The sequence below is a fragment of the Delftia sp. SD018 genome, from assembly GCF_017355445.1.
Lineage (GTDB): Bacteria > Pseudomonadota > Gammaproteobacteria > Burkholderiales > Burkholderiaceae_C > Comamonas > Comamonas acidovorans.
Map to the genome: position 1 here is coordinate 79,225 of NZ_JADDRN010000016.1, position 25,512 is coordinate 104,736.

Consider the following 25,512-nt stretch of genomic DNA (forward strand, 5'->3'; position numbering starts at 1 on the left):
TGGTCCCGTTTCGCTGGCAGGTGTTTACAAGCCGCATAGGCGCATGCCTGCCGTAGTTTCCGTCCCACGATGAAGAGACCACGTATGAACCCCAACAGCACCCCCACGAAGCAAGCCAAATCCAACGCCGGCAACGGCCACCTGGCGCTGGACCCCAAGGCCCTGGAGGCCGCCAAGCACAGCCTGGACGATGGCGCCGTGACCCCGCACTTCGGACCCTGGCGCGAGGACATCATCAAGCTGCTCAATGACTCGCTGGCCACCGAGCTGGTGTGCGTGATGCGCTACAAGCGCCACCACTTCACGGCCGTGGGCCTGGCTTCGCCCGCCATTGCCGACGAGTTCCTGGTCCATGCCAACGAGGAAATGGCCCACGCCGACAAGCTGGCCCAGCGCATCGTGCAGTTGGGCGGCGAGCCCGACTTCAACCCCCAGACGCTGACCCAGCGCAGCCATGCCGACTACAACGGCGAGATGGACCTGAAGGCCATGATCCGCACCAACCTGATCGCCGAGCGCGTGGCCATCGAGGCCTACAGCCAGATGATCGACCTGATCGGCGACAAGGACCCGACCACGCGTCGGCTGATCGAATCCATCCTGGAGCAGGAGCAGGAACACGCGGACGAGCTGTCCGACTGGCTGGAGAAATAAGCACTTCCCGCCAGTACCCGCCAGCCCGACAATACCGGGGCTTGGCCCATAGGCAAGGCACCCCGCGCGAGCGGGGTGCCGTTTTTTTGGGCATTCTCTCGGCTTCGCGGAAATGGTCCCGCCCTATCGGCCCTGATGTCCTGTCATCAGGGCCGTCTTGCAATATGCGCTTTTCTTTCAATGACTTGAAGCTGCCCGAAGCTGTGCTCGCAGCCTGGCAAAGGCTGCTGGCCAGCCGCATCGGCCAGCGCGTGGCGGCCCTGCCCTGGTGGCACCGCTGGCCCACGCGGCGTGAATGGCTGCTGTTCGCCGCCGCGCTGCCGCTGCTGTTCGCGCTGTATGTGCTGGCCCTGATCCCGTTCACGCCCGGCATCCGCGACATACGCAAGGCCAAGCTGGAGCAGCCCGCCCAGATCATGAGCGCGGATGGCAAGCAGCTCGCGCAGTTCAAGCGCAGCAACCGGCAGTGGGTGAAGCTCGACGAGATGTCGCCCTCGGTGATCAAGGCGCTGATCGCCACGGAGGACCACCGCTTCTACGAGCACCACGGCATGGACTGGCGCCGCACGCTGGGCTCGGTGGTGCACACGCTGCGCGGCGATCCGCAGGGCGGCTCCACCCTCACCCAGCAGCTCGCACGCAACCTGTACCCGACCGAAATCGGCCGCGCGCCCACGCTCAACCGCAAGCTCAAGGAGGCGATCACGGCCTTCAAGATCGAGGCGCTCTACACCAAGGACGAGATCCTCGAAACCTATCTGAATACCGTCCCCTTCCTCTACAACGCCTTCGGCATAGAGATGGCGGCGCGCACCTATTTCGACAAGCCCGCCGCGCGGCTGACGGTGCTGGAAAGCGCCACGCTGGTGGGCATGCTCAAGGGCACGAGCTACTACAACCCCGTGCTCAACCCCGACCGCGCGCTGTACCGCCGCAACACGGTGCTGTCGCAAATGGTCAAGCGCGGCGTGCTGCAGGAGGCCGAGTTCGCCCAGCTCAAGAAGCGCCCCATGCGCATCAACTTCGAGCGCCAGGAAGAGCCCCTGGGCATGGCGCCCCACTTCGCGCAGCAGCTGCGCAAGTGGCTGATCGACTGGGCCGACCGCAACGACTACAACATCTACACCGACGGCCTGGTGGTGCACACCACCATCGACTCGCGCCTGCAGAACTGGGCCAACCAGGCCGTGGCGCGCCAGACGCGCACGCTGCAGGGCGTGGCCAATGGCGCCTGGAGCCAGCGCGACGGCTGGAATGCCGCCAACCCGCTGGTGCAACAGCTGGTGCGGGAGACCCCCGCCTGGCGCGCGGCGCGCAAACGCGCGGACGGCCAAGGCAAGGACAAGGCAACGGACAAGGACAGCGAGGAAGACACCCTCAAGGCCCTGCTGGCCGACAAGGCCTTCATGAAGCAGCTGCGCGAGGACAAGACGCGCGTGCAGGCAGGCTTTGTGGCGCTGAACCCGGCCACCTCCGAAGTGCTGGCCTGGGTGGGCAGCCGCGACTTCACGCAGGACGCCTACGACCATGTGCAGCAGGCACGGCGACAGCCCGGATCCACCTTCAAGCCCTTTGTCTATGGCGCCGCGCTGCAGCAGGGCGCCACCCCCGACGACAAGCGCGTGGACGGCCCCGTGGAAATCAAGCTGCCCGGCGGCGAAGTCTGGCGCCCCACCGACGCCACGCCACCCACGGGCCGCGAGATGACGCTGCGCGACGCCCTGGCCTACTCCAAGAACACCATCACCGCCGAAGTCATGCAGTCCGTGGGCCCCGCCCGCGTGGCGCGCCTGGCGCGCGCCCTGGGCGTGCGCCAGAGCCCGCTGGACGAAGTACCCGCCCTGGCCCTGGGCAGCAGCCCGGTGTCGCTGCTGGAAATGGTCAACGCCTATGCCAGCCTGGCCCACGGTGGCCGCTGGCTGCCACCCATGATGGTCACGCGCATCGAGGACGCCGACGGCAAGGTCATTGCCGAATTCAGTCCGCCCAAGCCTGAGCGCGCGCTGGACGAAGACCACGCCTACGCCCTGGTGGACATGCTGCGCTCCGTGGTGGACAAAGGCACGGCCGTGGCCGTGCGCCAGCGCTACGGCATCCACGCCGACGTGGCCGGCAAGACCGGCACCACCCAGGGCAATGCCGACGGCTGGTTCATCCTCATGCACCCGGAAATCGTCACCGGCGCCTGGGCCGGCTTCAACGACCCGCGCATCACCCTGCGCAGCGACCGCTGGGGCCAGGGCTCGCGCAGCGCCCTGCCCATGGTGGGAGACTTCATGTCCCGCGCCCTGCGCAGCCCCGTCATCGACGCCAAGGCCCGCTTCGAGCCGCCCGAACAAAGCCACTGGTGGTCCGACATGGTCGGCCGCCTGCGCGAACGCATGCAGGACTGGTGGCCTGACCAGCCGCCGCCCGCACAGCCCGGCCAACCCGCCATCCCGGAGCCGACTCCGGCCCCTGAACCCGCACCCGAGCCCACGGAGCAACCCGGCCCGGGCCTGTCGCCCGGCGAGGAAATCATAGAAAGCACCCCCGCCCTGCCCGCTCCCAGCATCCCCCTCACCCAGGGCACGCTGGGCCCCACGGACCAGCGCGCAGTGCAGGAAGCCACCCCCGCCACGCCCACCCTGCCCGGCGACGAAGACGCCCCCGCAGGCACCGGCGTGGTGATCACGCCGATCCAGCCCTGACCCGGCTGGCTGTTGGCTGTTGGCTGTTGGCTGTTGGCTGTCCCCAGCCTCCCCCCTTCTGCCCACGCCTGCGTTGGGCGGGATGCGGGGTGGCAGCCCTGCCGAAGGACAGGGCTGCTTCGTTGTCTAGCTTGCCGCAGTTGTTTGAACGGATTGCGCCGCAGGCGCAAGGAGTGAGTTCTGCGGCACACCCCGCATCCCGCCCAACGCAGGTCGCCCGTAGCGAAGCGAAGGGTCGTGGGCAGTGCGGGGCGCGCTTCTTTGCTTCCTTTCTTATCGCGCGATAAGAAAGGGAGTCGGCCGCCGGGCCGAAACCCGGCTCCTGCCCGCCGCAAAGGCAAGCAGCAAAAATCAGTCCAGAAGATCAGCCCAGATCAGGCAAGAAAACAAGTCACCGCGAAGTCCGCGTATGACTCACATTGGCATCCACAGTCCCAAACACCGTCACCCCACTGCCACTGGACGCCTGGCTCCCCGAAACATCCCCAGCCACCCCGCCCGCGCAGCCAGCCAGCCCCACACTCAGGGCCACCAGCACCATCGCGGCCAGCCCACGCATGCCGTACTTCATCGCAATCTCCTTCATCTCCGGCGCAACCGACCGGCACAGCCCATGTTAGCCGCGCCAACCCGCCGCCCCGTGAGCGAAGGTAATCAACCTTCCAGGTAAAGCGCAGCCAGCCGCTCGCGTGCAGCGCTGTCGATGCCCAGCGCATCCCGCAGATACCCCTGCATTCCACCGAAGTCGGCCCGCACCATGTCGGTGGCCGCCGCCAGGTAGGACGCCTGCACGCGCCACAGCACATCCATCACCTCGGCAGGCATGGGGGCGAAGGTGGTGGCGGGGCGCTGGTAGAGCTGGTTGGTCAGCAGGTAGTCCTGCATCACGGTGTCCTCGTCCACGCCCAGCGCGGTGAGCAGCAAGGCGGCGGCCCAGCCCGTGCGGTCCTTGCCGGCCGTGCAGTGGAAGACCAGCGGGTCCTGGCTGTCCAGCAGCAGTTGGAACAGCTGTGCAAAGCGTGGCGCGTAGTCGTGCACGAAGCTGCGGTAGGTGTCCTGCATCAGCTCCTCGGCATGGGCGGCCGTGAGGTCGTTGCCTGCGGCAATCAGGGCGCTGGCGCGCTGCACCACGGTGGGCTCGACGATGAGCGCATGGCGGGCAATGCCCGGCCATTCGTAGGCCAGGTGGGCGCTTTCCATCTTGCCCCGGAAGTCCGCGCTGCGTGCGAGCTTCAGGCCCTGCAGCACGTCCAGGTCCGCTGCGCTGAGGCCGGCCAGATGGTCTGCACGGAACAGCGTGCGCCAGCGCACGCGCCGGCCATCCAGGCCCGTGTAGCCACCGAGGTCTCGGAAGTTGGAGGCGCCGTCCAGGCGGATGGAGCGCGAGGGCGCCGGGGAGGAAGCAGCGGCGGCAGCCGCTGCCGGGGTGAGCATTTCGGTATCCATGCCCGCTAGATTAGCCCAAGCATGTGTTGTCCCCGTGTCAGGCCGGCGACCCGCTCCGGCAAGGTGCAAAAGCGGGTCGCAGGATCAGGTCAGGCAGGCGCCTTACGCCAGATGCTTGCCGACGATGCCGGCCAGCTCGAACATGTTCACGCTGTCCTTGCCGAAGACGGGGCGCAGCTTGTCGTCGGCGCGGATGACGCGCTTGTCCTTGGGGTCCTGCAGGTTCTGGGCCTTGACGTATTCCCACAGCTTCTTGACCACCTCGGTACGCGCCACCGTGCCTTCGCCGATGACGGCGGCCAGGGCCGCGCTGGGCTGCAGCGTGCCGGCAGCCGGCTTGCGCGCGGTCTTGGTGGCGGTCTTTGCCGTGGTCTTGGCCGCGGCTTTCTTGGCAGGTGCCTTCTTGGCCGGCGCGCTCTTGGCGGCCGCCGTCTTGCGTGGCGGGTATTTGCTGTCGCGCTGCTCGAACTCGAAGTTGACCTTGCCGGCCGCGCCATCCCAGACCAGGAAGGCCTTGAAGCTGCGGCGCGTGCGGTTGGAGACGAACTTGTCCAGCAGGTCGGTCTTGCCAGTCTGCAGCAGCTTTTGCATCTGCTCGCGCTCTATGGGCTGCTGCAGGATGATCTGGCCGCTCTTGAAGTCGCAGCTGGGCGTGGCCTGGGCCAGCGTGGGCACGGCCTTGGCGCAGACGTAGTTGCTGCCGTGTTCGAAGACCGGCGCACCGCACTTGGGGCAGGGGCCCAGCGATTGCTGGCTGGCAAAGTCCACCAGCTCGCCCGTGTCTTCGGAGGCGGCGTCGTCGCCAAAGTCGAACTCGAGCTTGTAGTTGCCGCCTTCCTCATCGTGCACGATGGTGACCTCGGCCACGAAGGGCCAGCCTGCCTTGGAGCGAAAGCCGTCCAGCGGGCCCAGGCGGCGGTCGCGCAGCAGTTGCTCGGCCTCGGCCGTCTCGAAGGTGCGGCCTGCAGGCGACTTGGTGAACGAGAAGCCACAGCCCGCGCCCTGTCCGTCGCTTCCCGTGCAGCCGTAGCGGCGGTAGTTCTCCTTGACCACGCCGCCGCAGTTGGGGCAAGGCGTGGACAGGGTGGCGTAGTCGCCGGGCACGGTGTCTCGGTCGTATTCCTTGGCCTTCTTGACCAGCTTTTCCGTCATGGACTGGATCTGCTGCATGAAGGCATCGCGCGAGAGCTGGCCCTTTTCCATCTGCGCCAGCTTGTACTCCCATTCGCCGGTGAGGTCGGCGCGCGAGAGTTCTTCCACACCCAGGCCGCGCAACAGGGTCATGAGCTGGAAGGCCTTGGCCGTGGGAATCAGCTCGCGGCCTTCGCGCAGCATGTACTTTTCGGTCAGCAGGCCTTCGATGATGGCCGCGCGCGTGGCAGGCGTGCCCAGGCCCTTTTCCTGCATGGCCTCGCGCAGCTCGTCGTCCTCGACCTGCTTGCCGGCGCTTTCCATGGCGCCCAGCAGCGTGGCTTCGGAGTAGCGCGCGGGCGGCTTGGTCTTGAGGCCCTTGGGATCGACCTGGCCGGCGCGCGGCTGCTCGCCGGGCTGCACCGCGACCAGGGGCTGGCCCTTGTCGCCGTCCTTGCCGCCTTCGACCTCGTTGGCGGCCTCCTTGCCGTAGATGGCCAGCCAACCGGGCTTGACCAGGATCTTGCCTTCGGTCTTGAAGCTGTGCTGCTCGACCTTGCTGATGCGCGTGGTCACCTGGTGCTCAGCACTGGGGAAGAACACGGCCATGAAGCGGCGCACGACGAGGTCATAGAGCTTTTGCTCGGCCTCGGACAGGCCGCTGGGCGCCTGCGTGGTCGGGATGATGGCAAAGTGATCCGACACCTTGCTGTTGTCGAAGATGCGCTTGGTCGGGCGCACGTAGTTCTCGTCCAGCGCCTGCTGGGCAAAGGGCGCCAGGTGGCGCATGCCGCTGCCGGCCAGCATGGCGAAGGTCTGGTGCGCCACGGGCACGTAGTCCTCGGGCAGGGCACGCGAGTCGGTACGCGGGTAAGTCAGGGCCTTGTGGCGCTCGTACAGGCTTTGCGCCAGCGACAGCGTGGTCTTGGCCGAGAAGCCGAACTTGCCGTTGGCCTCGCGCTGCAGGCTGGTCAGGTCGAACAGCAGCGGGCTGGCCTGGGACGTGGGCTTGGACTCCTCGGTGACCTGGGCCGGCTTGCCGCGCACGGCGTCGGCAATGGCCTGGGCGTCGCGCTGATTCCAGATGCGGTCGGCGCGGGCTTCCGCATCCTCGCTCTTCTTCCATTGGGGATCGAACCACTTGCCCAGGTACTGGCCGGCCTGCGCATCGAAGGCGGCATGCACTTCCCAGTAGTCGCGGCTCACGAACTTGCGGATCTTTTCCTCGCGCTCCACCACCAGGGACAGCGTGGGCGTCTGCACGCGGCCCACGGTGGTCAGGAAGAAGCCGCCATCGCGCGAATTGAAAGCCGTCATGGCGCGCGTGCCGTTGATGCCCACCAGCCAGTCGGCCTCGGAGCGGCTGCGCGCGGCGCTGGCCAGGCCCAGCATCTGCGCGTCACTGCGCAGGTTCTGGAAGCCGTCGCGGATAGCCTGCGGCGTCATGGACTGCAGCCACAGGCGCTTGACCGGCTTGCCCAGGCCCTTGCCGTCGGGCTTGGCGCCTGCGGCGTACTGCTCGATCAGGCGGAAGATCAGCTCACCCTCGCGGCCCGCGTCGCAGGCGTTGATGAGTTCGGTGACATCCTTGCGCTTGGCCAGCTTGACCACGGCATTGAGCCGGCTCTTGGTCTTGTCCACGGGCTTGAGGTCGAAATACGGCGGAATCACCGGCAGGTTGGCAAAACTCCATTTGCCGCGCTTGACGTCGAATTCCTCGGGCGCCTGGATTTCCACCAGGTGGCCCACGGCGCTGGTCACGACGTAGTGCTCGCTCTCGAAGTATTCATCGTGCTTGTCGAATTTGCCCGCCACCGGAGTCAACGCGCGGACGATGTCCTGCGCGACCGAAGGCTTCTCAGCAATCACCAGGGTCTTTGTCATTGTGTGTACTCGTCATTCCCCGCAGGACCTGCATGTCGCAGCCTGCGCTTCTACAATCCATGGCTCACGCGTGTACGTACGTGTACGCGCACGCGCATGTGTGCCTATTCAAGTTATCAGAGAAAACATGCCCCGCACAGCTTTGGCCCCTTCCGGCGGCCGCCGTATCCAGACCCGCCGCTCGGGTGTCCATGGCAAGGGCGTCTTCGCCGCGCAGGATCTTGCCGAAGGCGAGGTCCTTGTCGAGTACGTAGGGGAAATCGTCAGCTGGCAGGAAGCCCAGGACCGGCATCCGCACGACCCCAGCCAGCCCAACCATACCTTCTACTTCCACGTGGACGAAGACCGCGTGATCGACGCCAACTACGGCGGCAACTCCTCGCGCTGGATCAACCACAGCTGCGCTCCCAATTGCTACACCGATGAGCGCGATGGCCGGATTTTCATCGTCGCGCTGCGCAACATCGCCGCCGGCGAGGAGCTGAGCTACGACTACGGCCTGATCATCGACGAACCCTACACCAGGAAGCTGAAGGCCGAGTATCCATGCTGGTGCGGCGCGGCCACCTGCCGCGGCACGCTGCTGGCGCCCAAGCGCGGCTGGCGCCCGCCCATGCCCGGCGATGCATTGCCGGCCAGCGCAAAGCCGGCATCGGAACAATCTGAAAAGACAAAGCGGGCCAAAAAGCAGCAGGTCAAAGCGGAAAAGCCTTTGGAAAAGCATTTGGAAAAGGCCCCCCAAAAGCCAAGGAAAAAATCCCGCAAATCCTCCACAAAGGCCGGCGCATGATGGCATCGTCCCCCATTCACTGGCCTGCGGAATCGCTGTGGCAGGCCATCGAGCCGCAACTGCCGGGCTTTTCCGTGGAAATCGTGCCCAGCATCGGCTCGACCAATACCGAGTTGATGGCGCGTGCCCGCGATGGCCGCAACGAACCCGTGCTGCTGGTGACCGAAGTGCAGACCGCCGGCCGGGGCCGGCTGGGCCGCCAGTGGACCAGCGGCGTGGGCGATTCGCTGACCTTCTCACTGGGCATGCCGCTGGCGCCTGCCGACTGGTCCGGCCTGTCGCTGGCCGTGGGCCTGAGCGTGGCGCAAAGCCTGCAGCCGCAATTGCCCGCACCGGGCTCGCAGCGCCCGCGCATCGGCCTCAAATGGCCCAACGACCTGTGGATCGACGGCGACCGCAAGCTCGGCGGCATCCTGATCGAGACGGCCAGCTTTGTCGGCAGCGCCGCACATGAGCCCGGCACGCCGCGCTACGTGGTCGTGGGCATCGGCCTGAACGTGCGCCCGCGCCCCGGCGACGGCATGCGCACGCCCCCGGCCAGCCTGCTGGAACTGGACGAGCGCCTGGACGCGCCCACCGCCCTGGCCTGCGTGCTGCCGGGCCTGGTCTCCGACATACAGACCTTTGCAGCCCAGGGCTTTGCGCCGCTGGTGGAGCGCTTTGCCCAGCGCGACCTGCTGCGTGGCCGCGCCGTCAATCTCAGCGATGGCGAAAGCGGCACGGCCGAGGGCGTGGGCCCCGATGGCGCGCTGCTGGTGCGCACGGCGCGCGGCCTGCAGGCCATCACCAGCTCGGAAATCAGCGTGCGTCCGGCTGCTGTAGGCTAGGGCGGGTGACTCATCACTAGGGCCCAAGAAACGACATGCTGCGAATCGCCTTCCTGCTGCTGGTGCTGGCCAATGCCGGCTACTACCTCTGGAACCACGGCCAGCTCCAGGCCCTGGGCCTGGCACCGCCATCCCAGACCGAGCCCGAGCGCCTGGGCCAGCAGGTGCGCCCGGAGGCGCTGAGCCTGCTGAGTGTGGACAATGCGCCAGCCCCCTCCTCGGCCACCCCGGGCACGGCTCCTGCGTCCCTTGCGGCACCCGCCACGCCCGCAGCACCTGCGGCACCGGCCAGTGGCGAGGAACCCGCCGCACCGGCTCGCCCCGAGAAAGCCGCGGGCCAGCCCACCAGCTGCCTGGTGGCCACGGGCATCGAAGACCGCCATGCCGAGGCGCTGCGCCGCGGCCTCATCGCCCAGGTCGCCAGCGACCAGTGGGACCTGAGCAGCACGCACCAGCCGGGCCGCTGGATGGTCTACATGGGCAAATTCCCCGATGCCGAGTTCCTGGAGCGCAAGCGCGCGGAACTGCGTGCACGCAAGATCGACTTCGACCGCGCAGGCGGCGCGCTGGAGCCCGGCCTGTCGCTGGGCCGCTTCTCCTCCGAGGAAGCGGCCACGCGCGAGCTGACCAACGTTGCGCGCCAGGGCGTGCGCACGGCCCGCGTGGTGCAGGAGCGCCCCGACATCACCCTCTACACGCTGCGCCTGCCCCAGGCCACGCCCGCGCTGCGCAGCCAGGTTGAGTCCATGGGCGGCAAGGCCTTCGAGGGCAAGCCGTTCAGGCCCTGCTGAGCCCCGCGAGGGCACGATGAAAAAAGGCCCGCGATCCTGTGATCGCGGGCCTTTTGCATTTCACTCGCAGGGGCTTCAGAGCGTACGCGGATCGGTGGCCATCAGTTGCTCCACCAGCACCTTCAGGTCGGTGGTCAGGCGCAGGTAGCCGGCCTGGTCGAGATCCAGGGTCTGCTCGTTCATGTAGAGCTTGCGGTTGATCTCGATCTGGATGCTGTGGCGGTGCTCGGCGGGCTTGCCGTAGCGGCGCACCAGCTCCACTCCCTTGTAGGGATGGTTGTAGTCCACGCTGTAGCCGCGCTCGCGCAGGAAGGCGCAGATGCGCTCGGACAGCGCCGGGCTGGCCGTGCTGCCGTCGCGGTCGCCGATGACGAAGTCGGCATGGACCAGGCCCGGGTGCAGCGTGGCATGGCTGGCTGCGACGGAAGGCATGGAGTGGCAGTTGATATGGATGCTGTAGCCATGGCGCGCATGGGCGCCGTCGATGGCACGCTCCACGGCGGCGTGGTAGGGCTTCCAGCAGCGCTCGATGCGCTGCAGCAGTTCAGCGGCGGGCAGCTGGCGGTCATAGATGGGCACGCCCTCATCGGTGAACTTCCAGATCAGGCCCTTGCCCAGGCGCACCTTCTGCAGCACGACCTGGTCGGTGGTGACGGGCAGCGGCCACTCGCCCTCGATCATGGTGGTGTCGATCTCGGTGGTGTCGCGGTTGGCATCCAGGTAGATGCGCGGGAAATGCGCCTCCACCCAGCTCACGCCCAGGCCCGGCGCAAAGGCGTAGATCTTCTCCACATGCGTGTCCTCGGCCTGGCGCAGCGTGGCCAGCGGCAGGCAGGAGCCGAAGTCCGCCGGGTAGACCGTGCCGCTGTGCGGCGAGTCCAGCACCACGGCACTGGCGCCGGCAACGCTGGTGACCATGGGCGGCGCGGCATCGGCCGCGCCGGAGCCTGCCGCGCCGGGCAGGGATTGCAGGAAGTTCTGACTGATCAGTCGCAGGACGGGATGCATGAGGAAGTGGTCTATCTCGGTTACGCATTGCACCGCTGCGCTGCGGCCAGCCCGCCATGAAACTGGCGCGTCCCAGGCCAGGGACGCCGAGCAAGGGCCGCCCCGCAGCGAGGGCGTCGTCCCCCTCCCGCGAAGCGAGAGAGGGGGAAGGCGCGAAGCGCCTCAGGGGGAGCCTTTAATCCAGCTGGATCTGGGCCGTGGCGGCAATCTTCTTCATCTTGGCGACTTCGCTGGCGATCTGCTTGGTGAAAGCGTCGCTGCTGGTGCCGGAGATGTACAGGCCCTGGGCCGCCATGCGCTTTTGCACGGCCGGGTCCTTGAGCGCGGCCGCGATGGCCTTTTGCACGCGGGCGATCTGCTCGGGCGGCGTGCTCTTGGGGGCCACCAGGCCGAACCAGGAGGGATCGTTCAGGTCGGCATGGCCGGCTTCGGCGTAGGTCTGCACGTCGGGCAGCACGTCCAGGCGCTCATGCCAGGACACGGCCAGGGCCTTGACCTTGCCGCCCTTGATGTGGGGCAGCGAGGAAGCCACCTGGTCGAAGTACACGGGAACCTGGCCACCGAGCACGTCGTTGATGGCCGGGCCTGCACCGCGGTAGGGAATGTGCTGCATCTCGGTGCCCGTGCTCTTCATGAACTGGGCGCCCCACATGTGGCCGATGGTGCCGTTGCCGGGTGTTGCGAAGCTGACCTTGCCGGGGTTGGCCTTCAGGTACTTCACGAACTCGGCGAAGTTGTTGGCGGGCACCAGCTTGGGGTTGATCACGATCACGCCGGGCGCCTTGACGATCTCGGTCACACCGACGAAGTCGTTGATGGCGTCGTAGGGCAGCTTCTTGAACACGGCGGGGTTCACGCCGTGCGTGGACAGCGTGGCGATGCCGAAGGTCACGCCGTCCGTGGCACGCGCCACTTCGGCCATGCCGATGGAGCCGCCAGCGCCGGCCTTGTTCTCGATCACCACGGCCTGGCCGCCCAGCAGCTTGGGCAGCACGTCCTGCATGTTGCGCGGGACCATGTCGGTGGAGCCACCAGCAGGGAACGGAACGACGATGCGCAGGGGACGGGAGGTGTCCTGGGCGAAGGACATTCCAGGAACGACAGAAGAAGCGGCGATGGAAGCAAGGAAATGACGTCGTTGCATAGGATCTTTCTTACAAACAAGTTCAGATTAAAAGAAATCTGCTCACAAAAAAAGCAAATACTGTGCCTGTTAATATTCCAAACAGGAATACTTTCATCATATCCCTGTCATGAGTTTGCGCCGCCTCAACCCGCCCACGCATCTGCTGCGCGCTTTCTCCACCGTGGTGCGCTTCGGGGGCGTCTCGCGCGCGGCCGAAGCCTTGCACCTGACGCAAAGCGCAGTCAGCAAGCAGATCCAGGAGCTGGAGAAATGGGTGGGCGTGCCGCTGTTCGAACGCGAGCGCAAGCGCTTGAGGCTGACGCCCGCGGGCGAGCGCTATGAGCGCGCAGTGCGCGCCCTGCTGGGCCAGTTGGAGGCAGCCACCCTCGAACTCATCACCAGCGATGACAGCCGAGGCGCGCTGCACCTGTCATCGCTGCCGACTTTCGCGGCCAAGTGGCTGATCCCCAGGCTGCCCCAGTTTCAGCAGCGCTATCCACAGATCACGCTGCACTTTGTACCCTACGTACACAGCTACCAATTTGACAGTCCGGGGCTGGACTGCGCAATTTTGTTTGGCGACGGGCACTGGAATGGCGCGCATGCCCACTATCTGGTGGGCCGCCAGGTGGCGCTGATCGCACCGCCGCGCGGCGCGGGCCCCGAGGCACGCATCACCACCCCCCAGGACGTGGCGCGCTGCACCCGGCTGCGCCATGTGACCATTCCCGATGCCTGGGCGCGCTGGAGCGAGGCCCATGGCGTCAACGGCATCAGCCCCCTTGCGGGCCCGCAGTTCGACCAGTTCCAGACCATCATCCGCGCCGTCATGGCCGGCATGGGCATCGCCCTGGTGCCGCGCTGCCTGGTGCAGGACGAGATCGCGGCCGGCCTGGTAAACGAGCCCCTGCCCCAGCACGGCTACCAGAGCGCACTGGGCTACTGGCTGTGCTACCCGGCCGACCGCGCCAACCACGGCACCCTGGGCATCTTCCGCAACTGGCTGGTGGACCATGCCGCGCAGACGCCGGGACGGATCGCGGTGGCGCCTGTGGCTCCCGGGGAATCTGCGGCAGCCGGGGAAGCCCCGCCACCTATGCCGCAGGCTTGGGCGACGGCGGCGAGCGCAGCGCCGTGAAGCGCACGCTGAAACGCGCACCCGGCGGCTGCTGGCCAGGATGCGCATCTTCCAGCACCACCTGGGCTCCATGCTGGCGCGCGATCTCCAGCACGATGGGCAGGCCCAGGCCCGAGCCATCGGCCTCCGAGCCCAGCACGCGGTAGAACGGCTGGAACACCAGCTCGCGCTCGGCCTCGGGCACGCCGGGTCCCGAATCCTCCACCTGCAGCAACAGGACCTGGCCGAAGGGGTCGGCCAGCACGCGCACCGTGACCATGCCGGGCCGGCTGCTGCTGGAAGGCGTGTAGTTGATGGCGTTGTCCACGAGGTTGCGCACCAGCTCCGTCAGCAGCGTGGCGTTGCCCTGCAGCCAGACGCCAGTGGCCGATGACTCGGCGCCGTCGTATCCCAGGTCCACATGCTTGTCCATGGCGCGCGGCAGGCAGTCGCGCACCACGTCGGTGACGATGCGCACCAGGTTGCAGGGCTGCATGGCCAGGCCGCGGCCCACGCCGGCGCTCTCGGCGCGCGCCAGCGCCAGCAACTGGTTTACCGTGTGCGTGGCGCGGATGCTGGAGCGCGCAATCTGTGCCAGGGACTGCCGCAACTCCTCCGTGCTCACGCCCTCGCGCTGGGCCAGTTCGGCCTGCATGCGCAACCCGGCCAGCGGCGTCTTGAGCTGGTGGGCCGCGTCGGCCAGAAAGCGCTTTTGCGTGGCCAGCGAATCACCGAGCCGACCCAGCAGGTCGTTGACCGAGTCCACCAGCGGCACGACTTCCAGCGGCACGTCCTTGTGGTTGATGGGCGAGAGGTCCTCGGGCCGGCGCGCGCGGATGCGCTCCTCCAGCCGGTGCAGCGGCTTGATGCCGCGCGCCAGCGCCAGCCACACCAGCAAGGCGGCCAAGGGCAGGATGACGAACTGCGGCAGCATCACGCCCTTGATGATTTCCGTGGCCAGCACGCTGCGCTTTTCGCGCGTCTCGGCCACCTGGACCAGGGCCTGGGGCTCGTCGGGCAGCGGCATGCGCACCCAGACATGGGCCACGCGCAGGTCAATGCCGCGAAACTCCGCATCGCGCAGCTGCACGGCGCCGCCGGTCGGTGCACCGCCGGGCGATAGATCGCCGGATGGCGGATCGTCGGACTCGGGCGGCAGCGGCAGATCGCGCTCGCCGGCCAGGTACTCGCCCTTGACGCCCAGCACCTGGAAATACACGGTGTCCGACTCGTCGGCGCGCAGGATCTCGCTGGCCGATTGCGGCAGGTTGAACAGCACCTTGCCCTGCTGCACCATCACCAGCTGCGCCAGCGCCTGGGCGTTGTACTCCAGCGCACGATCGAACGGCTTGTTGGCCAGGCCCTGGGCCACCAGCCAGGTCAGCGCCAGGCTCACGGGCCACAGCAGCAGCAGCGGCGTGAGCATCCAGTCAAGGATCTCGCCGAACAGTGAGCGCTGTTCACGCTGGAAGATTTTCATCGGCGGGCAGCCCTCACGACGGGTTCACGGCCCCGTGGCATCCGCCACTATGCGCAGGCAAGCCAACCCGGGCCTGACAGCCAGGGCGGCGGCCTCAGGAAGCGATCTTCTCAAGGCAGTAGCCCAGGCCGCGCACGGTGGCGATGCGGATGGGGCCGCGCTCTATCTTCTTGCGCAGGCGGTGGATATAGACCTCGATGGCGTTGTTGCTGACCTCGTCGCCCCATTCGCACAGGCGCTCGACCAACTGGTCCTTGCTGACCAGCCGGCCCGCACGCTGCAGCAGCACTTCCAGCAGGCCCAGCTCGCGCGCCGACAGCTCGACCATCTTGCCGTCGATGGTGGCCACGCGGCCGGCCTGGTCGTAGACCAGGGGACCATGCTTGATGGTGCTGCTGGCGCCACCCATGCCGCGCCGCGTGAGAGCGCGCACACGCGCCTCCAGCTCGGACAGCGCAAACGGCTTGGCCATGTAGTCGTCGGCGCCGTAGTCCAGCCCCTGCACGCGCTCTTCCACGCTGTCGGCCGCCGTGAGGATGAGCACCGGCAGCGCATCGCCCCGGCCGCGCAGCTTCTTGAGCACTTCCAGCCCGTGCATCTTGGGCAGGCCCAGGTCCAGGATGAGCAGGTCGAACTCGCTGCTGGTCATCAGCGCGGTATCGGCCTCGCTGCCGTTGGCCACATGGCTGACCACGGCGCCCGAGCCGCGCAGGCTGCGCAGCAGACCATCGGCCAGGACCTGGTCGTCTTCGGCAATCAGAATGCGCATGGGGTTGTCTCCTGAAATACAGACGCGCTCTGGATGTTGGAAATGCGCGTCTTTGATTCCTAGGATTCTAGGATGCGCCCCGCCCCACGGGCAGGGACCTTACCCGAGTGAGCCGCCGCCCGCATAGGCCTCCAGCCCCAGCGCCACCACGGTGGCGATGTCGTCGCCGACTTCCTCGCGGAACTCGGCTTCGGCCTGGGACACCGCGTCATGGAAGGCCTGCAGCCATGCCAGGCCAGCAGGAGTGAAACGGATGCGGCGTGCGCGCGCATCGCGCTCGTCGCTTTCGCGCGTGACCAGGCCCCAGGCCTCACACTGGGCTACCAGGTCGCCCATGGACTGCTTGGTCATGCCAGCGCGCTCGGCCAGGTCGGTGAGCCTGTCGCCAGCCAGCGACAGATGCCGCGTGATGTGGATGTGGGCCGCACCCACCTTGTCGCGCGCCGCAAGATTGGACAGCGCCAGCGGCACCTCCACATCGCGCGCCATGAGCTGCAGCACACGCGCGTCGAACCGCCGCATGGCATGGCCGAGCAGGCGGCCCAGGTGGGTCTGGCGCCAGGCATCGGCGGGCGGCGTGACGGGGGAAAACTCACTCATGGATGCATTGTGGAGGCAAATCCAAAAAGTCAGGAAAACTGACTAAAAACACCAACAAAACAAACCAACAAGCCCATAAACTACTGTTCAAGCATCCAGCCTGAATGCAAATACAGAGCTGAAACCCCAGCCAACCCAGGAGTCCGCATGAACACCGCCGTCACCACCGCCAACAGTGAAAAAGCCAAGGCCCTGCAGGCCGCACTCGCCCAGATCGAAAAGCAGTTCGGCAAGGGCACGATCATGCGCCTGGGTGAAGGCGAAGCCATCCAGGACATCCAGGTCGTCTCCACCGGCTCGCTGGGCCTGGACATCGCCCTGGGCGTTGGCGGCCTGCCCCGTGGCCGCGTGATCGAGATCTACGGCCCTGAATCCTCGGGCAAGACCACGCTGACGCTGCAGGTCATCGCCGAAATGCAAAAGCAGGGCGGCACCTGCGCCTTCATCGACGCCGAGCACGCACTGGACACCAGCTACGCCCAGAAGCTGGGCGTGAACCTCAACGAAGTGCTGATCAGCCAGCCCGATACCGGCGAGCAGGCCCTGGAAATCGTGGACAGCCTGGTGCGCTCGGGCGCCGTGGACATGATCGTCGTGGACTCGGTGGCCGCCCTCACACCCCGGGCCGAAATCGAAGGCGAGATGGGCGACCAGCTGCCCGGCCTGCAGGCCCGCCTGATGAGCCAGGCGCTGCGCAAGCTGACAGCCACCATCAAGAAGACCAACTGCATGGTCATCTTCATCAACCAGATCCGCATGAAGATCGGCGTGATGTTCGGCAGCCCCGAAACCACCACGGGCGGCAATGCGTTGAAGTTCTACGCCTCGGTCCGCCTGGACATCCGCCGCACCGGCACCATCAAGAAGGGCGACGAGGCCATCGGCAACGAGACCAAGGTCAAGGTCGTCAAGAACAAGGTCTCGCCTCCGTTCAAGACCGCCGAGTTCGACATCCTCTTCGGCGAAGGCATCTCGCGCGAAGGTGAAATCCTGGACATGGGCGTCAACGCCAAGATCCTCGACAAGTCGGGTGCCTGGTATGCCTACAACGGCGAGAAGATCGGCCAGGGCCGCGACAACGCCCGCGAATTCCTGCGCGAGAACAGCGGCCTGGCCGTGGAGATCGAGAACAAGGTGCGCGACAGCCTGGGCATCGCCCTGCTGCCCACGGCCGGTGGCGATGCTCCCGAAGCCAAGGCCGCCAAGGCGGGCAAGGCCAAGGCCGACAAGGACGGCGTGATCGAAGCCTGAGCGGCCTGACCCCTCACTGCAGGCGCCGCCGCGCCTGCACACAATGTGTTTGCCATCTTGGCGCAGGCTCACGTCTGCGCCTTTTTTATCGCCGGGACGCCCCAAGGCAAAAAAGCGGCCCCCTTGGGGGGCAGCGGACCTTGCGCAGCAAGGGGAGCGTGGGGGCCTTTTTTATTCGGGACGATTCAGGAGACATTGCCGCATGGGATTCGCCAAGCTGTCGCTCAAGGGCCGGGCGCTCAAGCTGCTGGGCCAGCGCGAACATTCACGGCTGGAGCTGGAACGCAAGCTCGCCCCCCATGTGGAGGAAGGCGAAGACCTGGGCGCCATGCTCGACGCGCTGGAGCAGCGCGGCTTCATCAGTGCCCAGCGCGTGGCCGAGTCCGTGCTGCACCAAAAGGCCGCGCGCTTTGGCACGGCACGCGTGGTGCAGGAGTTGCGCAACAAGGGGCTGGACGACGGACTGGTGCGCGCCGCCGCAGAGCAACTGCGCGCCACCGAACTGCAGCGCGCCCTTGCCGTATGGCGCCAGCGCTTCGGCGCACCACCGGCCACACCGCAGGAACGACTCAAGCAGATGCGCTTTCTGGCCGCCCGCGGTTTTGGTGGAGAAATTGCGAGCAAGGTGCTGCGGGGGCGCAGCGAAGACTGGGACGCAGGAGCAGAGGACGAAGGCTAGCCTGCGCGCCGGGTAGCACCCCAGCACACCAGCGACCCCACGGTCACCAGCACCACGCCCTGCCAGAAGCCCCAGCCCGGCTGCACCTGCAGCCAGGCACTGGCCAGCAAGGCAGAGAACACGGGCGTGAAGTACGAGGCGGCAGCCATCACGGCCAGATGCCCGTGCTGTATGCCGTGCTCCCAGCAGCTGTAGCCCAGGGCGGTGAGCCCGCCCACGGCCAGCAATTGCAGCACCACGGTGCCCGACCATTGCATGCCGCCTTCACCGCCCAGCCACAGCCATTTGATCCACAGCGCCAGCGCGGTCCATATCAGGAAAAGGCCCACGGCATTGTGGCCACCGCCCCAGCGCCGCGCAGCCAGCGAATAGCAGGGCCACAGCAGGGCCGCGCCAAAAGCCAGTCCATACGCCAGCGGGTTGGACAGCATGTGGTCCGCCATGCCCCGCAGTTGCAGCGAGTCGCCGCCCAGTACGCGCGTCAGCCCCCACAGGCACAGCAGCACGCCGGGCCACAGCCACCAGCGCGCATGCTGCTGGCGCAGCAGCACGGCCAAAACGATGGTCAGGCTGGGCCACAGGTAATTGATCAGCCCCAGCTCCAGTGCCTGGGCGCGGTCCTGCGCCAGGCCAATCGCCAGCGACAGGCAGATCTCGTAGACCGCAAACAGCAGGCCGCAGCCCCAGAAGTAGGCCGGATGCATGGCCCGCCACTGCGAGGGCCTGGGCAAGCCGCGCACGGCGGCCACGCACAGGGCGCTGACCGTGTAGAGCATGGCTGCGCCGCCCACGGCGCCCAGCGGCTCGGCCACCGAGCGCATCAGGCCCACGGTGCAGCTCCAGCACACCACGGCCAGCAGTCCGATGGCAGTGGCCCGGCCGGCGGCCACGGGGGAGTTGTTCTGCAGGGAAGACACGTCGATGGCTGCGCGCGGCAGATCAGTGCGGTTGCAGCAGCTGGCGCAGCGAGTGGTACAGCGCATCCGAGCCATGCGCGGTGTTGTCCGCATCGAACGAGAACTCGTTGCTGGACTGCGTGCCCGTCGCATCCTCGGGCCGGGCTTCCATGAAGAAGGACAGGAAGCGCGCGCCCTGGCGGCGGTGCATGGTCAGCACTTTCTCCAGCCGCTGCGGCGACAGGGCCACCAGCGGATGGAACTCCGTCACGCCATAGGCCGTGTGGCCATAGCGGCGCAGCATCTGGCCGACCAGCGGGCCGTAGGTATCTTCGCCGTACAGGCTGACACCCAGGGACAGCCCCGGCATGCGCTGCAGGCTGCGCTCCACGGCGTAGCGGTTGGCATCCCAGCTCGGATTCGCATGGGGGTTGAGCTGGTGGGCAAAGCGAGGAACCCGGCCCAGGCAGCCGTGGCCGATATGCTCGGAAAAGCCCTGGATGTAGTCGGCCACCTGCTGCTCGCGGAAATCGTTCCAGTCCGTGACCAGCGGGTTGTAGAACAGCGCCAGCCGGTCCTGCGGGCTGTCCACCCAGAATTCCACGCCGTCCGGCAGCTTGCCGAAGTCGGGCAAGGCCTCGGCGGCATGGGGCCTGGGCTCGCCTTGGTTGCGGTCCATCACGGCAATCTGGCGCGTGGCCAGCAGGCCCAGGCTGCGTCCACCGGCCTGCAGCACCACGTCGATGCGGTGCAGGCCCTCGCCCAGCGCCGGATAGCGGATGTCGGCACGCCAGCCCACATCGGGCGTGAGGAACCCGGGCTTGGCCTGTGCCACGTCCTGGCGGTGCATGTGCACGGGGGCGTGCGAGTAAGGATGCCCGTCCACGAAGACGGCCACGGCCAGCTGCTTTTGCAGCTTCGCATCGGGCGAGTGGACCCAGCCGGACACGGGCACGGTGCCGGCTGCATAGCTGTCGATGTGCTGGAAGAAGTTCTGCAGCGGCTCGCTGCGGATGTTGCGCGACGGCGGCTCGACCGCGTCGAAGCTGGCAAAGCCGGACTTCAGGTGGGCATTGAGCTGCGCGATGTCGCCATAGCGCTGGCGCAGGAATGCATGGAAACCCGCCACGGAGGCCGGGCTGTAGTCGGTGACCGCATAGCCTTCGGCCGCGAACCCCATGCCGGCCTCGAATCCCGGGAACAGCTGGTGCGTCTCGCCCAGCACGGTGAGGGCGCGCAGCTGGTGCATGGCGGCATCGCCTGCGGCGCACATGCGCTCGGCCAGGGCATCGACGACCAGTTTGCGTACGCGCGTGACTTCGTTGTCCTGCCGCGCGACCGACCACGGGAAGATGCGCGCGCCCAGATAGCTGTCCAGCGGCAGCGGCCCCTTGGGTGTCCACGCAAGATTGGCGGGATCGGCGGCCAGGCGCTCCTCGGCCTTGGAGTGCACCTCGAAATGCGTGGCGAACAGATACAGCACCACGGGCCGGTGCGCCTGCGCCACCGTGCGCACCACGCGGTCCAGCGCCTCGCCCCGGACTTCCCAGGCCTGGCCATTCCACTGCACATAGCGCAGCAGCGGCACGCTGAGCGTATAGCCCAGGTCCAGTTCACCCTGGGGCCGGCCCAGGCGCTGCAGCGTGGCTTTCACCATTTCTGTGGCCGAGCCCTGCGGACCCAGGCAACTGGCGGGTATCTGCTGAAATTCCTTGGGGAAGTCCTCGCGCAGCCCGTCCTGCACCAGACAGGCCTCCATATTGCCCAGCAGCGGACTGAGCAGCAGGCGCGATGAAGACGGCAATGCAGGCCGCAGCTTCCAGGCAAACACAACGACCAGCAGGCACAGCACGGCCAGGGCCAGGACATGGCCCCAGACCGGACCGCGCCGGCCCGGCAAGGACGGGGGCGCGGGGGGCCTCACAGGCCCAGCATGATCTGCAGGTTCTGCACGGCGGCGCCGCTGGCGCCCTTGCCCAGATTGTCCAGGCGGGCGATCAGCACGGCCTGGCGGTACTGCTCATTGGCGAACACGCGCAGCTCCAGCTTGTTGGTGTCCGTCAGCGTGTCGGCGGCCAGCTTCATGTCCTCGGTCGGCGGCAGCACCGACACCCATTGCTCCGGCGTGTTGGTGGCCGCGTAGTGGGAGGCCAGCGCATCGTGCAGGTCAGCCGCCTTGGGCGCGCCCGGCAGCAGGTCCAGATGCAGCGGCAGCTGCACCAGCATGCCCTGGCGGAAATTGCCCACGGCGGGAATGAACACCGGGCGACGCGTCAGGCCGGTGTATTGCAGGATCTCGGGAATGTGCTTGTGCGTCAGGCCCAGCGCATAGGCCTCGTAAGGCGCGGCCGTGCCGGCCTCATAGGCTTCGATCATGCTGCGGCCGCCGCCCGAATAGCCGGACACCGAGGGCAGGCTCAGGCCGTGGTCGGCAGGGATGAGGCCCGCGGCAACCAGCGGGTGCAGCAGCGCGATGGCTCCCGTCGCATAGCAGCCGGGGTTGGACACGCGCTTGGCAGTCTTGACCGCCTCAAGCTGGCCGGCACGCAGCTCCGGAAACCCATACACCCAGTCGGGCGCCACGCGGTGGGCCGTGGATGCATCGATGATCTTGATGGTGCGGCCGGTCTCGGCCTCGATGGAATCGACCATGGCCACGGTCTCGCGCGCGGCATCGTCATGCAGGCACAGGATGACCAAGTCCACGCCGGCGATCAGCGCACGCTTGGCGGCAGGATCCTTTCGCAGCTCGGGGGCAATGCTGACCAGCTCCACGCCGGACAGATCGACCAGACGCTCACGGATCTGCAGCCCTGTCGTGCCTGCTTCGCCATCGATAAAGACTTTTGCCATCGCTGTATTTCTCCTGCTGCGCGGCCCTCCTGGAGCCGCTGCGGCACCATTGCCGCGTTCCAGCTGCGGATTCTCACCGAAACCGGGTCCCCCTGCGCCCGTTGTCGCAAAACGGTTGGCAGTGGCGATCAAGGGCGCGCTGACATGCGCCTGTTACAAACGGCGGGCAGCGCCGTCTGCAGATCCTCTATAAGACAAAAGAGCTGTGGCGCCTGAACGAAATGTCGGGAAACCGTCTTTTCCCTGACATATCAATGCATTGCACAGTTCCTGACATGCTGCTTGGCCCGCAGGAAATTGTGGATTCTGCGCATGGGGGCGTGTCGGATGGCGCAGTGCAGCATGGTACATTCGGCGATTGCCAGGTCACTCCGCCTTGAGGCAGCACCCCAGGGCTACCGGGTCAATCCCCCCCTATTTGTTTGAGAGAGACATCATGAAGATTCATGAATACCAAGGCAAGGACATCTTGCGTCAGTTTGGTGTGCCTGTACCTCGCGGTATCCCTGCGTTCACAGTGCAAGAGGCCGTCGAGGCCGCCCAGAAGCTCGGCGGCCCCGTGTGGGTCGTGAAGGCCCAGATCCACGCTGGTGGTCGCGGCAAGGGCGGCGGCGTGAAGGTTGCCAAGAGCATTGACGACGTCAAGGCACTGGCTGGCCAGATCCTGGGCATGCAGCTGGTCACGCACCAGACCGGCCCCGAAGGCCAGAAGGTCCGCCGCCTGTACATCGAAGACGGCGCCGACATCCAGAAGGAATACTACCTGTCGTGCGTGACCGATCGCGGCACGCAGAAGGTGGCCTTCATCGCTTCCAGCGAAGGCGGCATGGACATCGAGGAAGTGGCCCACTCCACTCCCGAGAAGATCATCACCATCTTCGTTGACCCCCTGGTCGGCCTGACCCAGGCCCAGGGCGAAGAACTGGCCAAGGGCATCGGCATGCCTGCCGACTCCACCGCCCAGTTCATCGACATCTGCCAGAAGCTCTACAAGTGCTACATGGACACGGATGCCTCGCTGGTCGAGATCAACCCGCTGAACCGTGACAGCAAGGGCAACGTGGTTGCCCTGGACGCGAAGTTCAACTTCGACGCCAACGCCCTGTTCCGCCTGCCCGAAATCGTGGCCCTGCGCGACCTGGACGAAGAAGATCCCGCTGAAGTCGAAGCCTCCAAGTTCGATCTGGCCTACATCTCGCTGGACGGCAACATCGGCTGCCTGGTTAACGGTGCAGGTCTGGCCATGGCCACCATGGACACCATCAAGCTGTTCGGCGGCGAGCCGGCCAACTTCCTGGACGTGGGCGGCGGCGCCACCCCCGAGAAGGTCACCGAAGCCTTCAAGATCATGCTCAAGAACCCCAAGGTCGAAGGCATTCTGGTCAACATCTTCGGCGGCATCATGAAGTGCGACACCATCGCCACCGGCGTGATCACTGCCTGCAAGGCCGTGAACCTGCAAGTGCCCCTGGTCGTGCGCATGAAGGGCACGAACGAAGAACTGGGCAAGAAGATGCTGGCCGAGTCCGGCCTGCCCATCATCAGCGCCGACACGATGGCCGAAGCGGCCACCAAGATCGTCGAAGCCGTCAAGTAAGCAGGCCCGGAGAAAACACCATGTCGATCTACATCAACAAAGACACCAAGGTCATCACCCAAGGCATCACGGGCAAGACGGGCCAGTTCCACACTGAAAAGTGCATTGAATACGCGAACGGCAAGAACTGCTTCGTGGCCGGTGTGAACCCCAAGAAGGCCGGCGAAAAGATCTTCGACGTGCCAATCTACGCCTCCGTCAAGGAAGCCGCGCAAGGCACGGGCGCCACGGTCTCCGTGATCTACGTTCCCCCCGCAGGCGCTGCCGCCGCGATCTGGGAAGCCGTGGAAGCCGACCTGGACCTGGCCATCTGCATCACCGAAGGCATCCCCGTCCGTGACATGCTGGAAGTGCGCAACAAGATGCGCGCCAAGGAAGCCGCAGGCGGCAAGCGCACCCTGCTGCTGGGACCCAACTGCCCCGGCCTGATCACGCCCGACGAGATCAAGATCGGCATCATGCCCGGCCACATCCACAAGAAGGGCCGCATCGGCGTGGTCAGCCGCTCCGGCACGCTGACCTACGAAGCCGTGGCTCAGCTGACCGAACTGGGCATTGGCCAGTCGTCGGCCGTGGGCATCGGCGGTGACCCGATCAACGGCCTCAAGCACATCGACGTGATGAAGGCCTTCAACGACGATCCCGACACCGACGCCGTCATCATGATCGGCGAAATCGGCGGTCCCGACGAAGCCGAAGCTGCCCGCTGGTGCAAGGACAACATGAAGAAGCCGATCGTCGGCTTCATCGCTGGTGTCACTGCCCCTCCCGGCAAGCGCATGGGCCACGCCGGCGCGCTGATCTCCGGCGGTGCCGACACGGCCGACGCCAAGCTGGCCATCATGGAAGAGTGCGGTTTCGTCATCACCCGCAATCCTTCCGAAATGGGCCGCCTGCTCAAGGGCCTGATCTAAGCGGCACCGGTTCTGCGCGACATCCTGGGGTTCGCCCCAGGAGAAAATTACGCAGAATTACGAATCGGTAAGGCGGCAAGTCCGCCCTACACTGACGACTCCAAAAAAGAAAAAGCGCCAGAGGCCACCGCCCTGGCGCTTTTCAACTCATAACAGTGGAGAAACCATGGAATACCTGCAAAGCGCCGATTTCTGGATCGGCCTGTTGAAGATCGTCTGGATCAACATCATTCTGTCTGGCGACAACGCAGTCGTCATCGCCCTCGCAGCACGCTCGCTGCCCCCCGCACAGCAAAAGAAAGCCGTCATGTTCGGCTCCGGCGCCGCCGTGGTGCTGCGGATCATCCTGACCGTGGTCGCGGCCAAGCTGCTGGAGCTGTCGTTCCTGCAGATCGTGGGCGGCTGCCTGCTGCTGTGGATCGGCTTGCAACTGCTGACCGGCGAAGAAGAGGATGAAGGCGAATCCAAGGGTCACGGCAGCATGATGGTCGCCATCCGCACCATCCTGATCGCCGATCTGGTGATGAGCCTGGACAACGTGATCGCCGTGGCCGCCACGGCGCAGGGCAACATGGTCCTGCTGATCCTGGGCCTGGCCATCAGCATCCCGCTGGTGGTCTTCGGCTCCACGCTGATGATCAAGCTCATGGAGCGCTTCCCCGTCATCATCACGCTGGGCGCTGCCCTGATCGGCTGGGTCGGCGGAGAAACCATCGTCAACGACCGCCTGCTGCACGACTACGCCATCAGCCATCCCTGGCTGCACTACGTGGCGGCTGCCGCCGGTGCCGTGCTGGTCGTCGGCATTGGCAAGCTCCTGCAGTCGCGCTCCGGCGCCAAGCACGCGGCACAGGCCTGATACCGCCGCAGGTGGCCCCTCGCCACCTCCACAACGCACTGCCTCGGCAGTGCGTTTTTGCTTTGTGAGGGTCCGTCCTTGATGTGGCGTCAAGCTGACGAGCCGCTGCGCCGGCCCATTCTTGGCACTTGGGGGCACTGTTTTCAATTA

Annotated in this window: 21 protein-coding genes; 11 read left to right on the top strand and 10 right to left on the bottom strand. The window is 66.4% G+C overall.

Translation table 11 applies throughout. From position 1 onward, the window contains the following. The first annotated feature begins 84 nt into the window (after nucleotides 1-84). Nucleotides 85-654, top strand: a complete 570-nt coding sequence (locus INR38_RS17020; protein WP_013804567.1) for a ferritin-like domain-containing protein — start codon at nucleotides 85-87, stop codon at nucleotides 652-654. A 164-nt stretch (nucleotides 655-818) separates the two neighbouring features. Then, nucleotides 819-3,344 carry a transglycosylase domain-containing protein gene (locus INR38_RS17025; RefSeq protein ID WP_207475979.1) on the top strand — a complete coding sequence of 842 codons (2,526 nt, stop codon included), beginning with the start codon at nucleotides 819-821 and terminating at the stop codon, nucleotides 3,342-3,344. 654 nt (nucleotides 3,345-3,998) lie between these two features. Here the strand turns inward: INR38_RS17025 and INR38_RS17030 are convergent. Together INR38_RS17030 and INR38_RS17035 are read right to left on the bottom strand one after the other, a co-directional pair. Further along, nucleotides 3,999-4,778 carry a tyrosine-protein phosphatase gene (locus INR38_RS17030; RefSeq protein ID WP_043825450.1) on the bottom strand — a complete coding sequence of 260 codons (780 nt, stop codon included), beginning with the start codon at nucleotides 4,776-4,778 and terminating at the stop codon, nucleotides 3,999-4,001. Nucleotides 4,779-4,892: 114 nt separating this feature from the next. Further along, nucleotides 4,893-7,805 (bottom strand): DNA topoisomerase III, encoded by a 2,913-nt coding sequence (locus tag INR38_RS17035; protein ID WP_198821862.1) that lies wholly within the window; start codon nucleotides 7,803-7,805, stop codon nucleotides 4,893-4,895. A gap of 127 nt (nucleotides 7,806-7,932) precedes the next feature. Between INR38_RS17035 and INR38_RS17040 the strand changes: the two genes are divergently transcribed. From INR38_RS17040 to INR38_RS17050, 3 genes are read left to right on the top strand one after another with little or no spacing between them, the layout of a single operon-like run. After that, a complete protein-coding gene (locus INR38_RS17040; RefSeq protein WP_043825378.1) occupies nucleotides 7,933-8,595 on the top strand; it encodes an SET domain-containing protein-lysine N-methyltransferase in 663 nt (220 codons plus the stop codon). Continuing rightward, on the top strand, nucleotides 8,592-9,422 hold the full coding sequence (locus INR38_RS17045; RefSeq protein WP_012202814.1) for a biotin--[acetyl-CoA-carboxylase] ligase: 831 nt from the start codon (nucleotides 8,592-8,594) through the stop codon (nucleotides 9,420-9,422). The genes INR38_RS17040 and INR38_RS17045 overlap by 4 nt, the downstream gene beginning before the upstream one ends. Before the next feature lie 35 nt (nucleotides 9,423-9,457). Continuing rightward, nucleotides 9,458-10,213, top strand: coding sequence for an SPOR domain-containing protein (locus INR38_RS17050; RefSeq protein WP_197944767.1), 756 nt, complete (start codon nucleotides 9,458-9,460; stop codon nucleotides 10,211-10,213). A gap of 75 nt (nucleotides 10,214-10,288) precedes the next feature. Here the strand turns inward: INR38_RS17050 and INR38_RS17055 are convergent, their stop codons facing one another. After that, complete coding sequence (locus INR38_RS17055) at nucleotides 10,289-11,221, bottom strand: N-formylglutamate amidohydrolase (RefSeq protein WP_013804573.1); 933 nt, start codon at nucleotides 11,219-11,221, stop codon at nucleotides 10,289-10,291. 175 nt (nucleotides 11,222-11,396) lie between these two features. Beyond that, on the bottom strand, nucleotides 11,397-12,365 hold the full coding sequence (locus INR38_RS17060) for a tripartite tricarboxylate transporter substrate binding protein BugE (protein ID WP_012202811.1): 969 nt from the start codon (nucleotides 12,363-12,365) through the stop codon (nucleotides 11,397-11,399). Nucleotides 12,366-12,474: 109 nt separating this feature from the next. On the opposite strand from INR38_RS17060, the gene INR38_RS17065 reads away from it, so the two are divergent. After that, entirely contained in the window at nucleotides 12,475-13,485 is a 1,011-nt protein-coding gene (locus INR38_RS17065; protein WP_013804575.1) for a LysR substrate-binding domain-containing protein, read from the top strand. Here INR38_RS17065 and INR38_RS17070 read toward each other — a convergent pair. From INR38_RS17070 to INR38_RS17080, 3 genes are all read right to left on the bottom strand, one after another. After that, nucleotides 13,442-14,944, bottom strand: coding sequence for a sensor histidine kinase (locus INR38_RS17070; protein ID WP_065347270.1), 1,503 nt, complete (start codon nucleotides 14,942-14,944; stop codon nucleotides 13,442-13,444). The genes INR38_RS17065 and INR38_RS17070 overlap by 44 nt on opposite strands. 94 nt (nucleotides 14,945-15,038) lie before the next feature. Further along, nucleotides 15,039-15,713: a response regulator transcription factor gene (locus INR38_RS17075; RefSeq protein WP_012202808.1), complete on the bottom strand. Its 675-nt coding sequence runs from the start codon at nucleotides 15,711-15,713 to the stop codon at nucleotides 15,039-15,041. A gap of 99 nt (nucleotides 15,714-15,812) precedes the next feature. After that, nucleotides 15,813-16,313 (bottom strand): MarR family transcriptional regulator, encoded by a 501-nt coding sequence (locus INR38_RS17080; protein WP_012202807.1) that lies wholly within the window; start codon nucleotides 16,311-16,313, stop codon nucleotides 15,813-15,815. Between the two features lie 147 nt (nucleotides 16,314-16,460). On the opposite strand from INR38_RS17080, the gene recA reads away from it, so the two are divergent. After that, entirely contained in the window at nucleotides 16,461-17,564 is a 1,104-nt protein-coding gene (gene recA, locus INR38_RS17085; protein ID WP_012202806.1) for a recombinase RecA, read from the top strand. Between the two features lie 202 nt (nucleotides 17,565-17,766). After that, nucleotides 17,767-18,243, top strand: coding sequence for a recombination regulator RecX (recX, locus tag INR38_RS17090; protein WP_043825371.1), 477 nt, complete (start codon nucleotides 17,767-17,769; stop codon nucleotides 18,241-18,243). Here the strand turns inward: recX and yddG are convergent. Genes yddG through argC form a run of 3 tightly spaced genes read right to left on the bottom strand, consistent with a single transcriptional unit; the run spans nucleotide 18,240 to nucleotide 21,992 of the window. Next, nucleotides 18,240-19,160 (bottom strand): aromatic amino acid DMT transporter YddG, encoded by a 921-nt coding sequence (gene yddG, locus INR38_RS17095; protein ID WP_099750962.1) that lies wholly within the window; start codon nucleotides 19,158-19,160, stop codon nucleotides 18,240-18,242. The two genes, recX and yddG, sit on opposite strands and share 4 nt — an antisense overlap. A 22-nt stretch (nucleotides 19,161-19,182) precedes the next feature. Next, complete coding sequence (locus INR38_RS17100) at nucleotides 19,183-21,039, bottom strand: hypothetical protein (RefSeq protein WP_242699096.1); 1,857 nt, start codon at nucleotides 21,037-21,039, stop codon at nucleotides 19,183-19,185. Nucleotides 21,040-21,059: 20 nt separating this feature from the next. Next, a complete protein-coding gene (gene argC / locus INR38_RS17105; protein ID WP_034389794.1) occupies nucleotides 21,060-21,992 on the bottom strand; it encodes an N-acetyl-gamma-glutamyl-phosphate reductase in 933 nt (310 codons plus the stop codon). A gap of 436 nt (nucleotides 21,993-22,428) precedes the next feature. On the opposite strand from argC, the gene sucC reads away from it, so the two are divergent. From sucC to INR38_RS17120, 3 genes are all read left to right on the top strand, one after another. Continuing rightward, nucleotides 22,429-23,589: an ADP-forming succinate--CoA ligase subunit beta gene (sucC, locus tag INR38_RS17110; RefSeq protein WP_012202801.1), complete on the top strand. Its 1,161-nt coding sequence runs from the start codon at nucleotides 22,429-22,431 to the stop codon at nucleotides 23,587-23,589. Nucleotides 23,590-23,609: 20 nt separating this feature from the next. Continuing rightward, on the top strand, nucleotides 23,610-24,503 hold the full coding sequence (sucD, locus tag INR38_RS17115; RefSeq protein ID WP_012202800.1) for a succinate--CoA ligase subunit alpha: 894 nt from the start codon (nucleotides 23,610-23,612) through the stop codon (nucleotides 24,501-24,503). Nucleotides 24,504-24,669: 166 nt separating this feature from the next. Next, a complete protein-coding gene (locus INR38_RS17120) occupies nucleotides 24,670-25,362 on the top strand; it encodes a TerC family protein (RefSeq protein WP_099734894.1) in 693 nt (230 codons plus the stop codon). Nucleotides 25,363-25,512: the final 150 nt, after the last annotated feature.

Bases quoted from the DNA above. Each gene is read 5' to 3' on its own strand.
- INR38_RS17020 (WP_013804567.1), top strand. From the start codon at position 85: ATGAACCCCAACAGCACCCCCACGAAGCAAGCCAAATCCAACGCCGGC.
- INR38_RS17025 (WP_207475979.1), top strand. From the start codon at position 819: ATGCGCTTTTCTTTCAATGACTTGAAGCTGCCCGAAGCTGTGCTCGCA.
- INR38_RS17030 (WP_043825450.1), bottom strand. From the start codon at position 4,778: ATGCTCACCCCGGCAGCGGCTGCCGCCGCTGCTTCCTCCCCGGCGCCC.
- INR38_RS17035 (WP_198821862.1), bottom strand. From the start codon at position 7,805: ATGACAAAGACCCTGGTGATTGCTGAGAAGCCTTCGGTCGCGCAGGAC.
- INR38_RS17040 (WP_043825378.1), top strand. From the start codon at position 7,933: ATGCCCCGCACAGCTTTGGCCCCTTCCGGCGGCCGCCGTATCCAGACC.
- INR38_RS17045 (WP_012202814.1), top strand. From the start codon at position 8,592: ATGATGGCATCGTCCCCCATTCACTGGCCTGCGGAATCGCTGTGGCAG.
- INR38_RS17050 (WP_197944767.1), top strand. From the start codon at position 9,458: ATGCTGCGAATCGCCTTCCTGCTGCTGGTGCTGGCCAATGCCGGCTAC.
- INR38_RS17055 (WP_013804573.1), bottom strand. From the start codon at position 11,221: ATGCATCCCGTCCTGCGACTGATCAGTCAGAACTTCCTGCAATCCCTG.
- INR38_RS17060 (WP_012202811.1), bottom strand. From the start codon at position 12,365: ATGCAACGACGTCATTTCCTTGCTTCCATCGCCGCTTCTTCTGTCGTT.
- INR38_RS17065 (WP_013804575.1), top strand. From the start codon at position 12,475: ATGAGTTTGCGCCGCCTCAACCCGCCCACGCATCTGCTGCGCGCTTTC.
- INR38_RS17070 (WP_065347270.1), bottom strand. From the start codon at position 14,944: ATGAAAATCTTCCAGCGTGAACAGCGCTCACTGTTCGGCGAGATCCTT.
- INR38_RS17075 (WP_012202808.1), bottom strand. From the start codon at position 15,713: ATGCGCATTCTGATTGCCGAAGACGACCAGGTCCTGGCCGATGGTCTG.
- INR38_RS17080 (WP_012202807.1), bottom strand. From the start codon at position 16,313: ATGAGTGAGTTTTCCCCCGTCACGCCGCCCGCCGATGCCTGGCGCCAG.
- recA (WP_012202806.1), top strand. From the start codon at position 16,461: ATGAACACCGCCGTCACCACCGCCAACAGTGAAAAAGCCAAGGCCCTG.
- recX (WP_043825371.1), top strand. From the start codon at position 17,767: ATGGGATTCGCCAAGCTGTCGCTCAAGGGCCGGGCGCTCAAGCTGCTG.
- argC (WP_034389794.1), bottom strand. From the start codon at position 21,992: ATGGCAAAAGTCTTTATCGATGGCGAAGCAGGCACGACAGGGCTGCAG.
- sucC (WP_012202801.1), top strand. From the start codon at position 22,429: ATGAAGATTCATGAATACCAAGGCAAGGACATCTTGCGTCAGTTTGGT.
- sucD (WP_012202800.1), top strand. From the start codon at position 23,610: ATGTCGATCTACATCAACAAAGACACCAAGGTCATCACCCAAGGCATC.
- INR38_RS17120 (WP_099734894.1), top strand. From the start codon at position 24,670: ATGGAATACCTGCAAAGCGCCGATTTCTGGATCGGCCTGTTGAAGATC.